The 15,601-nt window shown below is 66.8% G+C and carries 15 protein-coding genes; 14 read left to right on the forward strand and 1 reads right to left on the reverse strand.

Features of this window, described 5'->3' with window-relative positions; genetic code table 11:
* Positions 1-271: 271 nt before the first annotated feature.
* The 10 genes from AC1C2M_RS06465 (at position 272) to AC1C2M_RS06510 (ending at position 9,506) form a co-directional block, all read left to right on the forward strand.
* Positions 272-1,162: a hypothetical protein gene (locus AC1C2M_RS06465; RefSeq protein ID WP_495435636.1), complete on the forward strand. Its 891-nt coding sequence runs from the start codon at positions 272-274 to the stop codon at positions 1,160-1,162.
* Positions 1,159-2,172: a ParB N-terminal domain-containing protein gene (locus AC1C2M_RS06470; protein WP_495435637.1), complete on the forward strand. Its 1,014-nt coding sequence runs from the start codon at positions 1,159-1,161 to the stop codon at positions 2,170-2,172. The genes AC1C2M_RS06465 and AC1C2M_RS06470 overlap by 4 nt, the downstream gene beginning before the upstream one ends.
* A gap of 53 nt (positions 2,173-2,225) precedes the next feature.
* Positions 2,226-2,918 carry a hypothetical protein gene (locus tag AC1C2M_RS06475; RefSeq protein ID WP_495435638.1) on the forward strand — a complete coding sequence of 231 codons (693 nt, stop codon included), beginning with the start codon at positions 2,226-2,228 and terminating at the stop codon, positions 2,916-2,918.
* A gap of 18 nt (positions 2,919-2,936) precedes the next feature.
* Positions 2,937-4,565: a M23 family metallopeptidase gene (locus AC1C2M_RS06480; RefSeq protein ID WP_495435639.1), complete on the forward strand. Its 1,629-nt coding sequence runs from the start codon at positions 2,937-2,939 to the stop codon at positions 4,563-4,565.
* 5 nt (positions 4,566-4,570) lie between these two features.
* Entirely contained in the window at positions 4,571-4,837 is a 267-nt protein-coding gene (locus AC1C2M_RS06485) for a DUF6112 family protein (protein ID WP_077685425.1), read from the forward strand.
* Positions 4,838-4,966: 129 nt separating this feature from the next.
* Positions 4,967-5,278, forward strand: coding sequence for a DUF6112 family protein (locus tag AC1C2M_RS06490; protein ID WP_077685426.1), 312 nt, complete (start codon positions 4,967-4,969; stop codon positions 5,276-5,278).
* A gap of 42 nt (positions 5,279-5,320) precedes the next feature.
* Entirely contained in the window at positions 5,321-6,673 is a 1,353-nt protein-coding gene (locus AC1C2M_RS06495) for a conjugal transfer protein TrbL (RefSeq protein WP_495435640.1), read from the forward strand.
* 5 nt (positions 6,674-6,678) lie between these two features.
* Positions 6,679-8,145, forward strand: coding sequence for an SCO6880 family protein (locus tag AC1C2M_RS06500; RefSeq protein WP_495435641.1), 1,467 nt, complete (start codon positions 6,679-6,681; stop codon positions 8,143-8,145).
* A gap of 93 nt (positions 8,146-8,238) precedes the next feature.
* Positions 8,239-9,069, forward strand: a complete 831-nt coding sequence (locus AC1C2M_RS06505; RefSeq protein WP_495435642.1) for an alpha/beta fold hydrolase — start codon at positions 8,239-8,241, stop codon at positions 9,067-9,069.
* On the forward strand, positions 9,066-9,506 hold the full coding sequence (locus AC1C2M_RS06510; protein ID WP_495435643.1) for a GbsR/MarR family transcriptional regulator: 441 nt from the start codon (positions 9,066-9,068) through the stop codon (positions 9,504-9,506). The genes AC1C2M_RS06505 and AC1C2M_RS06510 overlap by 4 nt, the downstream gene beginning before the upstream one ends.
* A 105-nt stretch (positions 9,507-9,611) precedes the next feature.
* Here AC1C2M_RS06510 and AC1C2M_RS06515 read toward each other — a convergent pair whose 3' ends face one another.
* The gene (locus AC1C2M_RS06515; RefSeq protein WP_495435644.1) at positions 9,612-10,679 is read right to left on the reverse strand and encodes a CHAT domain-containing protein; all 1,068 of its coding nucleotides are present in this window, start codon (positions 10,677-10,679) and stop codon (positions 9,612-9,614) included.
* Between the two features lie 115 nt (positions 10,680-10,794).
* Between AC1C2M_RS06515 and AC1C2M_RS06520 the strand changes: the two genes are divergently transcribed.
* The 4 genes from AC1C2M_RS06520 to AC1C2M_RS06535 are packed head-to-tail and all read left to right on the forward strand — an operon-like array spanning position 10,795 to position 15,408.
* Positions 10,795-11,586, forward strand: coding sequence for a hypothetical protein (locus AC1C2M_RS06520; RefSeq protein WP_495435645.1), 792 nt, complete (start codon positions 10,795-10,797; stop codon positions 11,584-11,586).
* On the forward strand, positions 11,583-13,064 hold the full coding sequence (locus tag AC1C2M_RS06525; RefSeq protein ID WP_495435646.1) for a putative type IV secretion/conjugal transfer ATPase: 1,482 nt from the start codon (positions 11,583-11,585) through the stop codon (positions 13,062-13,064). The genes AC1C2M_RS06520 and AC1C2M_RS06525 overlap by 4 nt, the downstream gene beginning before the upstream one ends.
* Entirely contained in the window at positions 13,064-13,624 is a 561-nt protein-coding gene (locus AC1C2M_RS06530; RefSeq protein WP_495435647.1) for a hypothetical protein, read from the forward strand. Before AC1C2M_RS06525 ends, AC1C2M_RS06530 begins: the two co-directional genes overlap by 1 nt.
* Positions 13,621-15,408: a type IV secretory system conjugative DNA transfer family protein gene (locus AC1C2M_RS06535; protein WP_495435648.1), complete on the forward strand. Its 1,788-nt coding sequence runs from the start codon at positions 13,621-13,623 to the stop codon at positions 15,406-15,408. Before AC1C2M_RS06530 ends, AC1C2M_RS06535 begins: the two co-directional genes overlap by 4 nt.
* Positions 15,409-15,601 lie beyond the last annotated feature (193 nt).

The following is a 15,601-nucleotide window of genomic DNA, read 5'->3' on the forward strand; positions in this document are numbered from 1 at the left end:
CGAGCTGGCCCGCCGCACCCGTAGCCTCCCGGGTCAGGCGGTCCGTGCGGGCAGACGCAGGATCAGCGACGTACAAACCGTCGAGGCCGAGCGGGCACGCCGTTTACCGCCGGTGTCGGACTTCGGGCGTTCGGACGGGTCACAGTCCTGGGTGACGCGTTCGGGGATCGGGCTGAGGTGAGCTGACGATGCGCGCCCCCAGCACCGACACGTCGCCGATGACGTCTGCTGGGGGCGCGTGCGCACCTGTGTGTCAGGAGGTGCCCTGACCATGACCGAGAACACGCACACGACCACCGAGCGCCCGACCGAGAGCGTCGAGGACTTCACAACCAGCGAAGGCCTACGAGTCCTGCTGCGCCGGCTCCACGCCTCGGGGCCTGGCGCATGGCGACGCGACCCAATGGCAGCCGAGCTGATGGAGTTCGTAGCCGAGAAGTACGCGCCCTTGGCACGCAAGCACGGGTTGGACCCATGGGAGGCCGCGTCCGCAGCGTTCGACGTGATGCGCACCCGGGCCGCCCGGACCGCGGTCGACCCGTGGGCGGTAATCACTCATGCGGTGCGGATCACCTGCATCTTCGAGGAACGCGCCCAAGGCTTGCTGTGCTCGGTACATCAGGCACGACGCCCGCACGTGTCGGCATTCCACGACCCGGAACGCTTCAGCGACCGCGACAATCCCCTGATCGACTACGACCCCGCGTTCCACGTCACCGATCCAACGCCAACAGGCGACGGCAAGAGCCAAGGTGAGGACGAGCCCTCGGCAGGGGCGTCCACCTCGGCGTCGTCGGCGGTCGAGGATGCCATCGCGTTCTTCACCCTGCTGGACTGGCCGCCGGCGACCGCGCGAGCCGGGATCGAACACGTCTGCGGGGCACTGACCAGGGCTGGCACCCGTCAGGCCACCTACGAGGCGTTGCGACGCGACAAGCATGCCCGAGCTTTGCTCGACATCCCTCGCACCTCTTGGACTGCTCTATTGAAAGCGGTACTGGGCAATCCTCACCCTGCCTACGCCGCGACTGCTGCCGGTCGGGGCGTGCTGCTACGGCTTCTGATCGGCGAGCCCGTCGCGGTGCTGTTGCGTGATGACGACCTCGTCCTCGCCGTCTCTCTCGCCGCCCCTCGCGAACCTGGCGGGGGTGGGTCGCGGTGAGCGCGCCATCGGGGTTCATCGAGCTGGAGCGGACGGTCGCCTCGATTCGGGTCGGACGCCGGCATCGCACCGAGCTGGGCGACATCGATGAACTTGCTGCGTCCATTGATCGCGACGGGCTCCTGCAACCCATCACGATCACTCCCGACGGGGTGCTGGTGTGCGGTGCACGTCGACTGGCGGCGATCACACGTCTCGGGTGGAAGAAGGTCAACGTGTGGGTCCGCTCCGGGATCTCCGACCGCCTCGGATATCTCCTGGCCGAGCAGGACGACAACGCGCTGCACAAGCCACTGACGCAGACCGAGGCGGCCGCCCTCTACCGGGAACTGAAGACCCTGATGGCCGAAGACGCCGAACGGCGACAAGCAGCAACCATGTTCAGCAGCGACCACCAGCCGGGAGCTGACGGTGGTGGAAATTTTCCACGACCGTCACTCGGCTCACGCGGCAAGACCCGCGAGCAGGCCGCGGCGATGATCCCGGGCGGCGCCTCCTACAAGACCCTCGACAAGATCAGTTACCTGGAGCAAATCGCCGCCGACCCCGCCCAACCGACCGAACTCCGCGCGCACGTCACCGCTGAGTTGGCACGCATCGATGCTGGCGCGCCGGTGCATCCCATCTACGAATCCGTCCGCGCTACGGCGACCACCGCTCAAGATCGGCGTGAGACTGACCTGCACCAGCTCGCCTCCGACGCGCTCGCCCGAGCCAAGAACAGCAAGACGAAGAAACGCACGCCCCGCCCCATCCCGCTCTCCGATGCAGGTGGCGAGCCGGTGCGGTATCCGGTGCGGGCGTTCGTGCTCACCTGGGGCGAACTGGTCGACTGGTGGACCCACTACGACGCCGAGCAACTCGCCGCCGAACTCAGCGACGAACAGATCGAGTCCTTCCTGACCACCGTCGCCGGGACTGGCCGGTTCGCGGACGAGCTGCGTGCCGCCCACGACCGACAGACCGGCAGCGACTTCGCGCCCGTCCGCGGTCACCTACGCGCCCTCTGACTTCTCCGCGCCGCTCTTCGGGCCGCTGGGTTCCCGTAGTGCACCTACGGAGCATGAAGACACCCGACCTCACTGACCCCCGCATCCGTCGCCGGTGGATCGCCGTGCTCGCCGCAGTCGCGGCGGTTCTCGTGCTGGCCGGTGTCGGCGTCTACGGCCTCATCACCGGACCACCCACGCCAGCCGGCACCGACAGCGGCTCGACCGGTCCTGGGCCAATTGCCACAACACCTACCGTCCCGGCGCCGACTGCGACACCGCGCCTGCCCGTCGTAGCCGGGTCGGATGATCCGGAGACTTTCGCCCGCAACGTTGCGACCGCCCTGTTTGCCTGGGACACCGCGTCCGGATTCATGCCCCTGGACTACACCTCAGTTCTCCTCGCAGTCGGCGACCCCACTGGAGCCGAGCAAGCCGGACTTGCCTCCGACATCGCCACCTACCTGCCCACCCGGGAAGCGTGGGTCGAGCTGCGCCAGTACGCCACGACCCAGCACCTCACCATCGACACCCTGATCGTCCCCGATGCCTGGGACACCGCCATCGGCCAGGCTCAGCCGGGCCAGCTCGCTGCGGGAACGACCGCCTACACAATCGAGGGCACCCGCCACCGCTCTGGTTTCTGGAACAACGAATCGGTCGCCTCCGAGCATCCGGTTGCGTTCACGGTGTTCATCGTCTGCGGCCCGACCTACGACACCTGCCATCTGCTGCGGCTGTCGCAGCTCGACAACCCCCTTCGATAAGGCCGGGGTGAATCACTCGTGAAGAAGCTTGCCGCTGCCGCGCTCGCCTTGGTTCTGCTCGGCCCGTCGTTTGCGTTGGTCGGGGTCGGGGTGTTGATGAACCCCGCTTCCACGGCTGCGTGCACCGTCGCCGGGAACGGCATCACGATCGGCGATGTCCCCGAGTCGTTGAGCGTGACCACCGCGAACGGCGAGACATTCACCCTCAACAACCGTCAGCTCACCCACGCCGCGACAATCATCGAGACCGGCTTGGGCATCGACGGGGTTACCCGGGACGGGCTCCAGATCGCGCTGATGGCAGCCCTCACCGAATCCACCCTGCGCATGCTCGCCAACACGGGCACCTACCCCGAGTCCGGGAACTACCCCAACGACGGTGACGGCTCCGACCACGACTCGCTGGGTCTGTTTCAGATGCGACCTCAGTCCGGGTGGGGCACGGTCGCCGACCTCATGGACCCCGTCTATCAGGCGCGGGCGTTCTTCGGAGGACCAGACGGCCCGAACTACCCGAGTCCCCGAGGGCTGCTGGACATCCCCGGCTGGGAATCCATGGACAAAGGCGAAGCCGCCCAGGCCGTCGAGGTATCTGCCTACCCCGACCGCTACCGCAACTACGAGCCCGTCGCCGAGACCATCCTGACCAACCTCATCACCACGACCACTGCGGGCACTTCGACCGGCGGCACAGTCGCGCCAATAGTGATGACCGCGGCAGAGTCGTCGCGGGTGGTGTTCCCGCTGCCGGAGGGAACCTGGGTTCCCTCCTCGGACTACGGGCCCCGGGTCCACCCGATCAGCGGGGAGAACTCGTTCCATACCGGTGCTGACTTCGCCGCCCCCGACGGCACCCCCATCCTCGCCGCGGCAGACGGAACCGTGACCGTCGCCGAGTTCTCCGGCGGCTACGGCGGACTTGTCGTCATCGAACATCACATGGACGGAGCAGTCGTGGCGACGGCGTATGCGCACATGTGGGAGACCGGCATCCGCGTCACCGCCGGCGACACCGTGACCGCCGGACAGCACATCGGCGACGTCGGCTCTTCCGGCAACTCCACCGGCCCGCACCTGCACTTCGAGGTCCACAATGGCGGCACCAACGGCCAGCACACGGACCCCGCCTCCTGGCTCAACGCCCACAACGCCGCCGATCTTCCCGAGCCTGCCACCGGCACACCCGGCGGCTGCAACCCCGGGCCGGGGACACCGGGCGGGGAGCCGGAGCCGGTGGATGGCGACCCAGACCGAATGGTCGACGACCCAACCAGCGGCGGGCAGATCACCGCCCGCCTCCTTCACCTCCACACCCAGGCCACCGCAGCATTCCCGGAAACCTCCTGGTCCTGCTACTCGCCACGTCCCGGCACCGTCTCCGAACACCCCCTGGGCCGGGCCTGCGATCTGACGTTCGGTAACGCCATCGGCACCAACCCCACTCCCCCGCAGCTCGAGGCCGGATGGCAGGTCACCAACTGGATGAAGGACCACGCCGAAAACCTCGGCGTCGAGTATCTGATCTGGCAGAACAAGATCTGGTCCTTGGCCCGAGACGCCGAAGGATGGCGCGACTACGCGCACGGCACCGATATCACCACCCGGCACATCGACCACCTCCACGTCACTGTCCGGGCCGGAAGCTGACGGCCATGGACGTGTTCCCCGACTTCGAAGGCCTGAGCGGCATCGGCGACCTGCGCGAAGTAGTCGGCGCGCTCCTGACGTTCGTGCTCATCACCGCCGTGCTGATGCTGATCGTCTCCGCCATCATCTGGGCCATCGCCACTGCCAACGGCAACCACACCGCCGCGTCCAAGGCACGCATCGGCGCGTGGACCGCGCTCGGGACCACAGTCGTGGCCGGCGGCGGGGTCGCGTGGATGAACTGGCTCATCACGCTTGGCCAGCAGCTCTAACGCCGCCCTGCCGCCCACGTACCGGACCTGTCGTGTTTGCGGCGTCACGGGTCGGGCCGCGCACCTGACCGCCGAACCCATCCATGTCCTCCGCACTACGGGCGGAGAACGTTCGTCAGGAGGCCCACCGTGTTCGATCTCATCACCGCCCTGCCCGTGCTCATGCCCATGGACATCAACATCGATCCCAACAGCGATGGCCTGCCTGGTATCGCACAGCTCCGCACCATCGTCGGAGCCGTGATGACCGTCGGTCTGATCCTGTCCGTGCTGGCGCTGATCATCTCGGCGATCGTGTGGGGCTTCGGCGCGAACTCCTCCAACCCGCATCTCGCCGGCCGCGGAAAAGTCGGCGTCCTCGTCTCCTGCGGTGCGGCAGTGATCTGCGGAGCGTCGGTGACGCTGATCAACTTCTTCTGGAACGTCGGCCAGCAGGTCTGACCCACCCACCCGACTCGACCCTATGTGTGAGGAGTGATTGCGGTGGGTGTGTGCGATGTCCCCATCATCTCGTCCGTCTGCGACACAGCCGGCGAAGCCGCCGCGTCCCTGGTGGCGGCACCGTTCGACTGGCTCGCCTCCGCGATGGGCGCCGCCGCGGGCTGGCTGTTCGAGGCCGTCTGGACCGTGTTCGACACCACCACCCTGGTCGACGTAACCCGGCCGGAGTATGTGGCGGTCTACAACATCTTGTTCGGCATCGCCGTGTTCGTGATGCTGATCTTCTTCTGCCTCCAACTCATCACCGGCCTCACCCGCCGTGACCCGACCGCCCTGTCCCGGGCAGCACTCGGCCTAGCAAAATCCGTCCTCGGATCGTTCGTCGTCATCACCCTGACCGCGTTGCTCTTGGAGATCGTCGATCAGCTCTGCATCGGCATCGTCCAAGCCGCCGGCGAGACCACCGAGTCGATGGGCGACAAGATCACGCTGCTGGCCGCGGGACTGGTCGGGATCAACATCGCCGCCCCCGGGGTCGGGGCGATCATCACGATCTTCCTCGCTGGCCTCGCTATCGCTGCCGCCGCCATCGTGTGGTTGAGCTTGCTGGTCCGCAAGGCCCTCCTGCTGGTCGCGATCGTTCTCGCGCCGCTGGCGTTTTCCGGTGCGTCGTGGGATGCCACCAAGGGGTGGATCAGCAAGTGGGCGATGTTCGTCATCGCCCTGATCGTCTCCAAGCTCGTCCTGGTCGTGATGTTCCTCGTCGCCATCACCCAAGTCTCCGCGCCGATCGACGGGGATCTGTCCTCCGTCGCCGATCCGATCGCCGGGATCGTGCTGATGGCGATGGCCGCGTTCGCTCCGTACCTGACGTACAAGTTCCTGTCCTTTATTGGCTTCGACATGTACCACGCGATTGGGTCCGAGCAGGACGCGAAGAACGCCCTCAACCGGCCCATCCCCACACCATCGAAGCCGCAGGGCGGCGAACCGAAGAAGGTTCTCGACGGCGGCAACAACTCCGGAGGCGGTGGGGGTGGGAAGACCCCGCCGCCGACGAACACGGCACCCCAGGGCCCTGGTGGCGTTGCCGGAGCCGGAGGCGGGAAGGCCGCCGCCGCGGGCGGCAGCTCCGCAGGGGCAGGGGCTGCGGCAGCAGGCCCGGCAGCAGCGGCAGTAATCGCAGCGAAGGTCGCCAAAGATGCTGCTACCGCTGGCCCCAAAGCCGGCGCCGCGCTCGGCGGGCACGGCGAGGCCGCCGCTGACTCGGCCTCCCAGGCAGGCAGCACACCCCCGGCGTCACAGACACCGCCGCCGTCCACCCCGGCGCCCAAAGCACCGACTGCACCGAAACAGACCCCACCTCCGGCTCCGAAGCCGACCGGGAAGGAGTGAGAACCATGACGACCAAGAACGAGCGCGCCATGTCTTCGGAACTGGTGCCAGTGAAGTTCTCCCGCCTCACCCGCCGGGGAGTGCTGCTGGGCCTGTCTCTGGCCCAGCTCATCACCTTGGCCACCGGCATCCTGAGCATCGTCGGCGCGCTATACGCCGGCGGCGGCATCCTGCTCGCGTACACCGCGCCCGTCTGGGTACTCGCCGCCGCCCTGACCTGGACACCAATCGCCGGACGCCCCGCCATCGAATGGCTACCCGTCGCGTCCTGGTGGCTCTGGCGTTCCACCGGCGGGCAACTCCTCTACCGCAGGCGGGTCGTCACCCCACGCCCCGTCGGCACCCTCGCGCTGCCCGGCGACGCGGCCCGGCTCCGCGAATACACCGACCCCGACACGAACGCGGGGATGATCCACGACCCCCACCAGCAGACCCTTACTGTTGTGTGCGAGATCAGCCATCCCGCGTTCGTGCTCCTCGACGCCGGTGAGCAGGAGCGTCGCGTCACCTCCTGGGGCCGCGTACTGGCCACCGTGTGCCGATCCGGCCGAATCGCCACTCTCCAAGTGTTAGAGCGCACCCTGCCGGATTCCGGCACCGGGCTGGCCGAATGGTGGGCCTCCCACGGGATATCCGACGACTCCTGGGCCGCGACCACCTACGCCGAACTCATTGACCGCGCCGGGCCCGCCGGAGAACGACACGCCACCACCCTGTCTCTCTCGCTGGACATGAAAGCCGCCGCTCGGCAGATTAGGACCGCCGGCGGCGGCATCCGCGGCGGCGCAGCCGTACTCCGCCAGGAGATGTCCACCCTCGTTGCAGCTCTGCGCTCCGCCGACCTCACACCCTCCGGATGGCTCACCGCTGGACAGATCGCCGTCATCCTCCGCGGTGCCTACGACCCGGCGATCGCCGCCACCCTCGAACGTCACGGCGAGCTGGGACAGAACCTCGCCACCGCCGGCCCGGTCGCAGTCAACGAGTCCTGGACACGGCTGCGCACCGACTCCGCCCACCACACGACACTGTGGATCAGTGAGTGGCCCCGCTCGATGGTCTATCCCGGATTCCTTTCGCCCGTACTGCTCTCCACCGGCATCCAACGCAGCTTCTCGCTGATCTGCACTCCGATGCGCTCGGACCAAGCCGCCCGCGACATCCGCAAGAAGAAGGTCGAGCACATCAGCGACGCCGCCCAAAGAGCGAAGATCGGCCAGATCGAGGACGCCGCCCTCACCGCCGAATACCAAGACGTTCTCCAGCAGGAAGCCGACCTCACCGCAGGCCACGGAGTACTGCGCTACACCGGTCTGATCAGCGTCTCCGCCCCTACCGTCGACGAGCTGGAAGCCGCGGTCGCGGCTATTGAACAGGCAGCGATCCAAGCCTCCTGCGAAACCAGGTCCCTCGTCGGTCAGCAGGCGGCGGCATTCACGGCCGCCGCGTTGCCTCTGTGCCGGACTGTGTGACGTGTAGGTGGTGCTGGTGGGCAAGTTGTTGGTGCAGCGCTATGAACCCATTCGGTGGTTGCCGACGCCGTTTAAACAATCTATATTCAGAGAATGGTGAAACTAACTGGTCGCCTTAGCCGCCCGAATGCCGTGATCGCCTTCGCGGACTCGGGCGGGGATGGCGCTGTCGTGGTTCTCACGCATGGTGCGGGCGTTGACCATTCGATGTTTGATGCGCAGACCATCGCCCTTGCTCAGCGGGGTTTCCGCGTGATCGTATGGGATCTGCGGGGGCACGGACAATCAACGCTCGCAGACGGAACTCGATTTAGGGCCGCCGACGCGTTGGATGACCTCTCTGCGCTGCTTGCCGAGTGCGACCCCGCTAAGCCCGTCCTAGTCGGGCATTCGCTCGGCGGAAATCTCGTGCAGGCCTTCGCATGCGCGGACCCTGAACGCGTCAAGGGAGTGATCGTGGTCGACTCCACGTGGAACGCCGGCCCGCTGTCGTGGTTCGAACGAATCGCACTCCGGCTCGCTGCGCCGGCCCTGTCCCTGGTACCCGCGGGACGGCTACCTCGTCTCATGGCTCGCGCGTCGGCGGTCACTCCAGAGGCGATCGCCCGAACCGAAGCGATATTCGCTCGCATGCCCAAAGCAAGGTTCTTGGATGTGTGGCGGGCTACGGTGTCGTTTGTCGAGCCTGCTCCAGGGCAGTTGTTCCCGGTGCCGCTCGCTCTCATGCGCGGCGCCGAGGACGGTACGGGCAACATCTCGACCGCAATGCCGCGCTGGGCAGACACCGAGGGCGTTCAGGAGCATGTCATCCCGAACGCTGGACACATCGTCACGTGGGACGCTCCTGAACACGCGTCACGCACACTTATCGAAGTCCTAGATGGCTGGAACCACTCGTTCGCGGGTCAGGGAGAACGATCGTGATCTCCACCGAGCAAGAGCAGTTCGTCAACGCCATGGGAGAGACTCTCGCGACGTGGAACCTACCCCGCGCCACAGGACGGGTCTACGGGGATCTTCTGCTACGCGGAGAAGCAACCAGCTCGGAACAACTACGCACCGATCTTTCTCTCAGTTCCGGGGCCGTCAGCACCGCGATCCGAGAACTCGCGTCCTGGGGCTTAGTGCGCACTATCCCACAGCCTGGCAGTCGCCGGCTGCTCGTGGAGGCCGCCGGCGGCTTCGAGCAGCTCCTTGCCGCCAGCCACGAACGCACTCGTGCCTTCGTGCGCACTCTTCGCGCTGCGGAAGAATTGACCGAGAACGAGCACGCCGCCTCTCGACTTCGCGACGTCACGAACCTGTTTACGTCCTACGTGGACGCCGGCGAGCATGTGCTCCGCGATCATGCGCGGTCCTGAGTCAAAGAACACACCGCACCGACACCGACAACGCCGAGCACATGACGGACAATCGCCCGGTTCAGCTGCACCTATGGCCACCTACCGCGTCGTGGCTTTCTACATCTAGGCGGGGTCGGTGGGCCTGACGAGAATGGTTGTTGTCGGGTCGACATCGGGAGCCCACGCCAGCGTGGGCAGATCGGCGCTGTCCAGTCCATCGAGTTCGAGACGGACCTGTCCGGCCAGGTGGGCGGAGTTGACCGACTGCCCGTTGGCAATTGCGGCGTAGAACTGGGCTGCGTAGTTGATCGCGTCGGCATCGTCGATGGTGTCGGCCATGCCGATCGCGAACGGCACGACCTGGTCCACCAGATCATCGATCTGGGCTGCGGACTTGCAGGAGTTCAACAGCACCAGCAGCGGCGGATCATCGGTGGCGCGGATGGCGTTGGCAAACGCGCGGGCCGTGACGATCACGCCCGTGTGCGGTGCGTCCTGCTCATCCTCGAACACGATGAGGTCTTCATTGCTATGGCCTGAGAAGTGCACCACGTGGGGGCGGAACTTGGTGATTCCGTCGAGGAGGTCATGAGTGGTCGCCGCCGGCCGGACGTCGAGTTCGATCTGATCGCGATGCAAAGCGGATTCGACAGCCGCACGGATGCGCTTTTGCTCCCTTCCCACTCGGAGGTCCCCTTCCGAAGATGCCCCGAGAATCAGGACCCGAAGTTTCTCCGGCTTTGGAGTAGGAAACTGCCGTAGAACCTGGTCGACGGCTGATTCGGTTCCACTGATCCGTGACTCCAGTGTTGCCCGATCAGCGGCAGTCCGCCGGTCCGCCTGCTGCTGTTCGCGTTTACGGCGGCGCTCCGCGGCATCTGCCTCAGACTGCTCGGCTCGCGTCAGCTTGGTCAGCAATGCTGACTCCTCTTTCGAGTACCCGGCAGCCTTCGACTGCAACCGGCCGGCTTCTTTACCTGCGGTTTCGGCTTCCTGGTCTTTACGATCAGCTTCGCGGAGCTTGCTCTTCTCAGTCGTCTCGCTCTTGGTCTTTGAAGCGGACTGTCGGGCCTTGGCCGCCTCGGCACGTTTCTTGGACTCCTTCGTTCGATACTCGCCGGCCTTCTTCTCGGCCTCGATCCGTTGCTTGCGTTTCCGTTCAAGCTGACCCCGGTACTGACTCGCGCTCATCTGACTACCCCTCGCTCCATTGCGTCCACTCGTAGCCACGCTACGCCCGACCACGGACACCCTTGGCTCATCGCCGCGCACCTGCTTGACACGCCACGTGCCAAGGAGACTCGCAATGCCGACATTCAACGATCCACTAGCCGATGCCGCCGAGGCATCAGAAGCGCTGCGCGGCCTCGCCCACGCCAGCCGGACCTTCGACAACCCCGCCGACACGTACGCCGTTTTCGGTGATGTGATCTCCGGAGTGCGGTCGCTACGACAGGTCCTCGATCAGCTCGCGAACGCTCATCTGACCCACCGCGAACGCGCCCACGACGACGCCGGCAATCACGCTGCCGGAGCAGGTAGTGCCCTGACCGCTGCGGATGAGCTGCACCAGGCGGGCACTCTGCTGGATCAGGTGCACGACCGGCTCGATACAGCGTTCGGTCACTCGGGAACGATCGCCTGGCACCCCGAACCCGCCGTCGAACAAGCGCCGCTAAGCGAGCCCGCCGCGCGGCGGTGGGTCTCTGTCGTGTTCCTCCAAGGCGAGGACGCCGATGAGGTGCTCGACCTGATCGACCGGGACGGCACGGACGCGGCGATCGAACACTTGAAGAGATTCGACTACGGCGACGAGACCACCTCCGCCGCGATGGAGAACGGGTACGTCTACGACAAGCCCCTGGCGGGGCCGCTAGACCGTGTGGTTGCCGACGGCGACTACACCCTCACGTCAAACGCGGCGATGGGGCACGTGAGCCTGCTGCGCGCACACCCGGTTCCGCTTGATCCGCCCCTGGCTGGATCGGGTGCCAAGCCCAGTCGCGAGGCGATGCGGACGCCGCCTGTGGCGGATAGGGACTGGTTCGCCGGTCCTGCCGGCGGGACCGCCTCTGTTGCGAGGGGGCTGTCGCTGTGAATGAACGCGAGCAGTTGCACACCTCCGTACTCGTAGCGCCTGCCTCCGAGCGCCGCCGGCTCCGTAAGCAGCGACGGCAGGCCGCCGCCCACCTCCAGGCTGAACAGCGCCGCACCGAGAAGGCCGAAGCGAGGGCGAAAGCGGAGGCCGAGCGCGCCGAACGACGAGCCACCACCTACCTGCCTGCCGCGGGTGAGCCCGGACCGGCAGCACTGCGCTCCCCCGGTAAGTTCCGCCTGCCTCGGCATCAGGACACCTCTGCGACCTTGGCGGGGGCATACCCATTCGTCGCAGAAGGTGGGCTCGGCGCCGACGGGGTGTTCGTCGGTCAAGACCTCTACTCGGGAGGGTCGTTCGTGTACGACCCCTGGGTGCTCTACGCCCGAGGCATCATCACCGCACCGAACGTGGTGCTCGCGGGGATCGTCGGCTCTGGCAAATCCAGCCTCGCGAAGTCTCTCTACACGCGGAGCATTCCATTCGGCCGCCGCGTATACGTTCCGGGCGATCCGAAGGGCGAGCACACTGCGGTCGCGAAGGCCGTCGGTGGGCGGGCGATCGTCCTGGGCCACGGACTCAACACCCGCCTGAACCCACTCGACGAGGGCCACCGCCCCTCCGGTCTGTCCAATGAGCAATGGGCGATCACCGTTGCCTCCCGCCGCCGCGACCTGATCGGGTCACTGGCCGAGACGGTCCTGACTCGCGCGTTGACGCCGTTGGAGCACACCGCGATCGACCTGGCACTCACACAGACCGTGCGGGAGAACACCGTGCCGATCCTGCCCATGGTCGTTGACCGCATCCTCCGCCCCACCGCCGATGCCGACGACCGGTTGGCCGACGACGGACGGCTCGTCGGCCACGCCCTGCGCCGCCTGGTCGCCGGTGACCTCGCCGGCTTGTTCGATGGCCCATCCACAGTGACGTTCGACCCGACTCTGCCGATGATCAGCCTGGACCTGTCCCGGGTCACCGAGAACAGCACCCTCATCTCCGTACTGATGACGTGCTCTTCGGCCTGGATGGAATCCGCCTTGCTGGACCCCAACGGCGGGCAACGCTGGGTCATCTACGACGAGGCGTGGCGGCTCATGTCCCATCCAGCACTGCTGCGCAGGATGGACGCGCACTGGCGGCTGGCTAGGCACTACGGCATCGCGAACATGCTGATCTTCCACAAGCTGAGCGACCTCGACAACGTCGGCGATGCCGGCTCCGCGATGCGGTCCTTGGCGAACTCGCTGCTAGCCAACGCCGAGACCAGGATCGTCTACCGGCAGGAATCCGACCAGCTCGGCCCCACGGCGCAGGCCCTCGGGCTCACTGGCACCGAGCAGAAGCTTCTCCCCTCGTTAGGTGTCGGGCAAGGTCTGTGGCGGATCAAGGACAGGGCCTTCGTGGCCCAACACCAACTGCATCCCGCCGAGCTGGAGTTGTTCGACACCAGCTCCAGGCTCACGCAGGGGGTGAAGTGATGCACCGCAAGCCCCTCCGCCGTTCGACCTGGCAGGAACCCGAGCAGACCCCGATCGTGCTTCCGCACGCGGTCATCACCGTCACTGACGACGGCAAACTAGACGTCTCTGTCGACGGAACCGCGTTCCCGCCGCCGACCGAAGGGCAGGCGTGGACGCGGGGCGATTTCGGAGCCCTACTGGATGCCATCGCCGAGGACCGGGCGACCGCAGTACGCATCGAAGTCCGCGAGACCGACGGGAGCGTGTTCACCGACATCATCCGCGCCCGCCGGCGCATCACGCCAGGCCCAGCAGCACCCGAGCTGGGGAAACAGGAAGGCAAGCACGCCACGAGGACGCGAACGCCCGAACTGGTCGAGGTGACAGCGGACGGGTTCGTGCCGGGTGAGGACGTTGCCGCCGCCGTCATCGTTTCCCACACCGATGCCACCGGAACCGGCCGCGCCCGCACCCTCCTCGACAAGACTCACCTCTCCTCCCTGCTGCGAGACCGGACCGGCGAGGTCGTGCTTCTCGGGCGAATCTCCGGCACCGTTCACGTTCGGCGGCTGCCATGAACCCACCCCAGCAACGTCAGGGTGGGTCGGTCGGCGATGAGCTGACCAACGCCGCCCTCATCGGACTGGTCGGGATCTTCGGCGTCGCGCTCATTCTGCGTGCCGCTGGAAGCGTGGCCGCGTTCCTCTCCGGCACACCACAACCCACATCGGGGCCAGCCTCCGGATTGGCGGTGCTCGCCAATCCGGGCGACCCGGCGTCAGCGCTCGGCGCCCACAGCCTCAGCCCGATCATGTACTGGAGCACCACCGCAATCCTGCTCGCGACCCTCGCCACCACAGGTACCTGGGTGTGGGTCCGGTTGCGACGACACACCCGAAAGCTCGACACCGACCCGCGACGTCTGATCGGCACCGCCACCGCCCACGACGTAACCCAGACCGCCTCAGGCAAGGCGCTTCTCCGCAGGGCATCTACGCTCCGCCCCTCCCTCGACAGCCCTGCCCCCGGTGATGTGGGCTACCGGATCGGCACTTCCAAGGGGCGAGATGTCTGGGCCAGCGTCGAGGACTCAATCCTGCTGATCGGACCGCCCCGCTCCGGCAAAGGCCTCCACATCGTCATCAACGCCATCCTCGATGCGCCCGGCGCTGTCGTCACCACCAGCACACGCCCAGACAACCTCACCGCTACTCTCCGCGCGCGGCAACGTGACGGGCGCCCGACGGCCGTGTTCGACCCCCAGCACCTCGCCGAAGGCATCCCCGCAGGCATGCGTTGGTCACCTATCCGCGGCTGCGAAGACCCGCTGACCGCGATGATCCGCGCCACCGGCCTCGCCGCCGCCACCGGACTCTCATCCGGCGGAGTCGAATCTGGCGGATTCTGGGAAGGCAAAACCCGCACCGCACTCCAAGCGCTCCTCCACGCCGCCGCCCTCGACCAGCGGCCACCATCAGAGCTGCTCCGGTGGACCCTCGACCCCACGGCTGCTGCCGAAGCCGTCGCAATCCTCACGAACAGCGCTCAAGCGGCAACAGGCTGGGCGGACTCCCTCGGGGCGATGATCGACTCCGACCCCAAGACCCGCGATTCGATCTGGCAGGGCGTCGCCCTCGCTCTCGGCGCTCTCGCTGACCCCCGCGTCCTCGACGCCGTCTCACCCGGGCCCGGCGAAGGCTTCGACCCCGAGACGTTCATCCGAGAACGCGGCACCCTCTACCTCCTCGCCACCGGCGCCGGAGCCGGCGCATCCGCCGCACTCGTGGCAGCGCTCGTTGAAGACCTCATCGAGACCGCTCGCCGCATCGCGGCGCGGTCACCCGGCGCGCGCCTCGACCCACCCCTGCTGCTCGCACTCGATGAGATCGGCAACCTCGCCCCGTTACCGTCCCTGCCGACACTGATGGCGGAGGGCGGCGGCACCGGCATCACCACTATGCCTGTCCTTCAGTCAATGGCCCAGGCTCGGGACAAGTGGTCGGACAACGCCGCCGGTGCGATCTGGGACGCGTCCATCGTGAAGATCATCCTTGGCGGCGCCTCCAACTCCCGTGACCTCCAAGACCTCTCCACGCTCATCGGCGAACGTGACGAATACACCGACAGCGTGACCCTCGGCGACCACGGCAGCCGCTCGAACCAGCGCTCCATCCGCCGAGTGCCGATCCTTCCACCGGACCGCATACGCACCTTGCCGTTCGGCACCGGCGTCACCCTGCTCCGCTCCGCACCACCAATCATCACCGACCTACGGGCCTGGACCTCGCGCCCCGATAGCACCCAGCTCAAAGAGGAGCGTGCCGGGATCGAGGCGCGACTACGACCCCCAGCCGACTCCTGACGAAGGCGACCGTCAATCGAGGAGTTGAGTCCAGAATTCCGTCACCCTTTCGTCCCAGCCCGGGCGCCTCTTGACCTGCGATGACAGCCTCCGATGGGCACGCCTATCGATCTCGAGGACGCGGTTGAGCTGGGTGACTAGGCGGTCGGCGAGGTGGAAGTTGCCGTTGGCCCCCTGGACTGTGGCGGCAAGG

The organism is Mycetocola sp. Y444 (assembly GCF_059445295.1).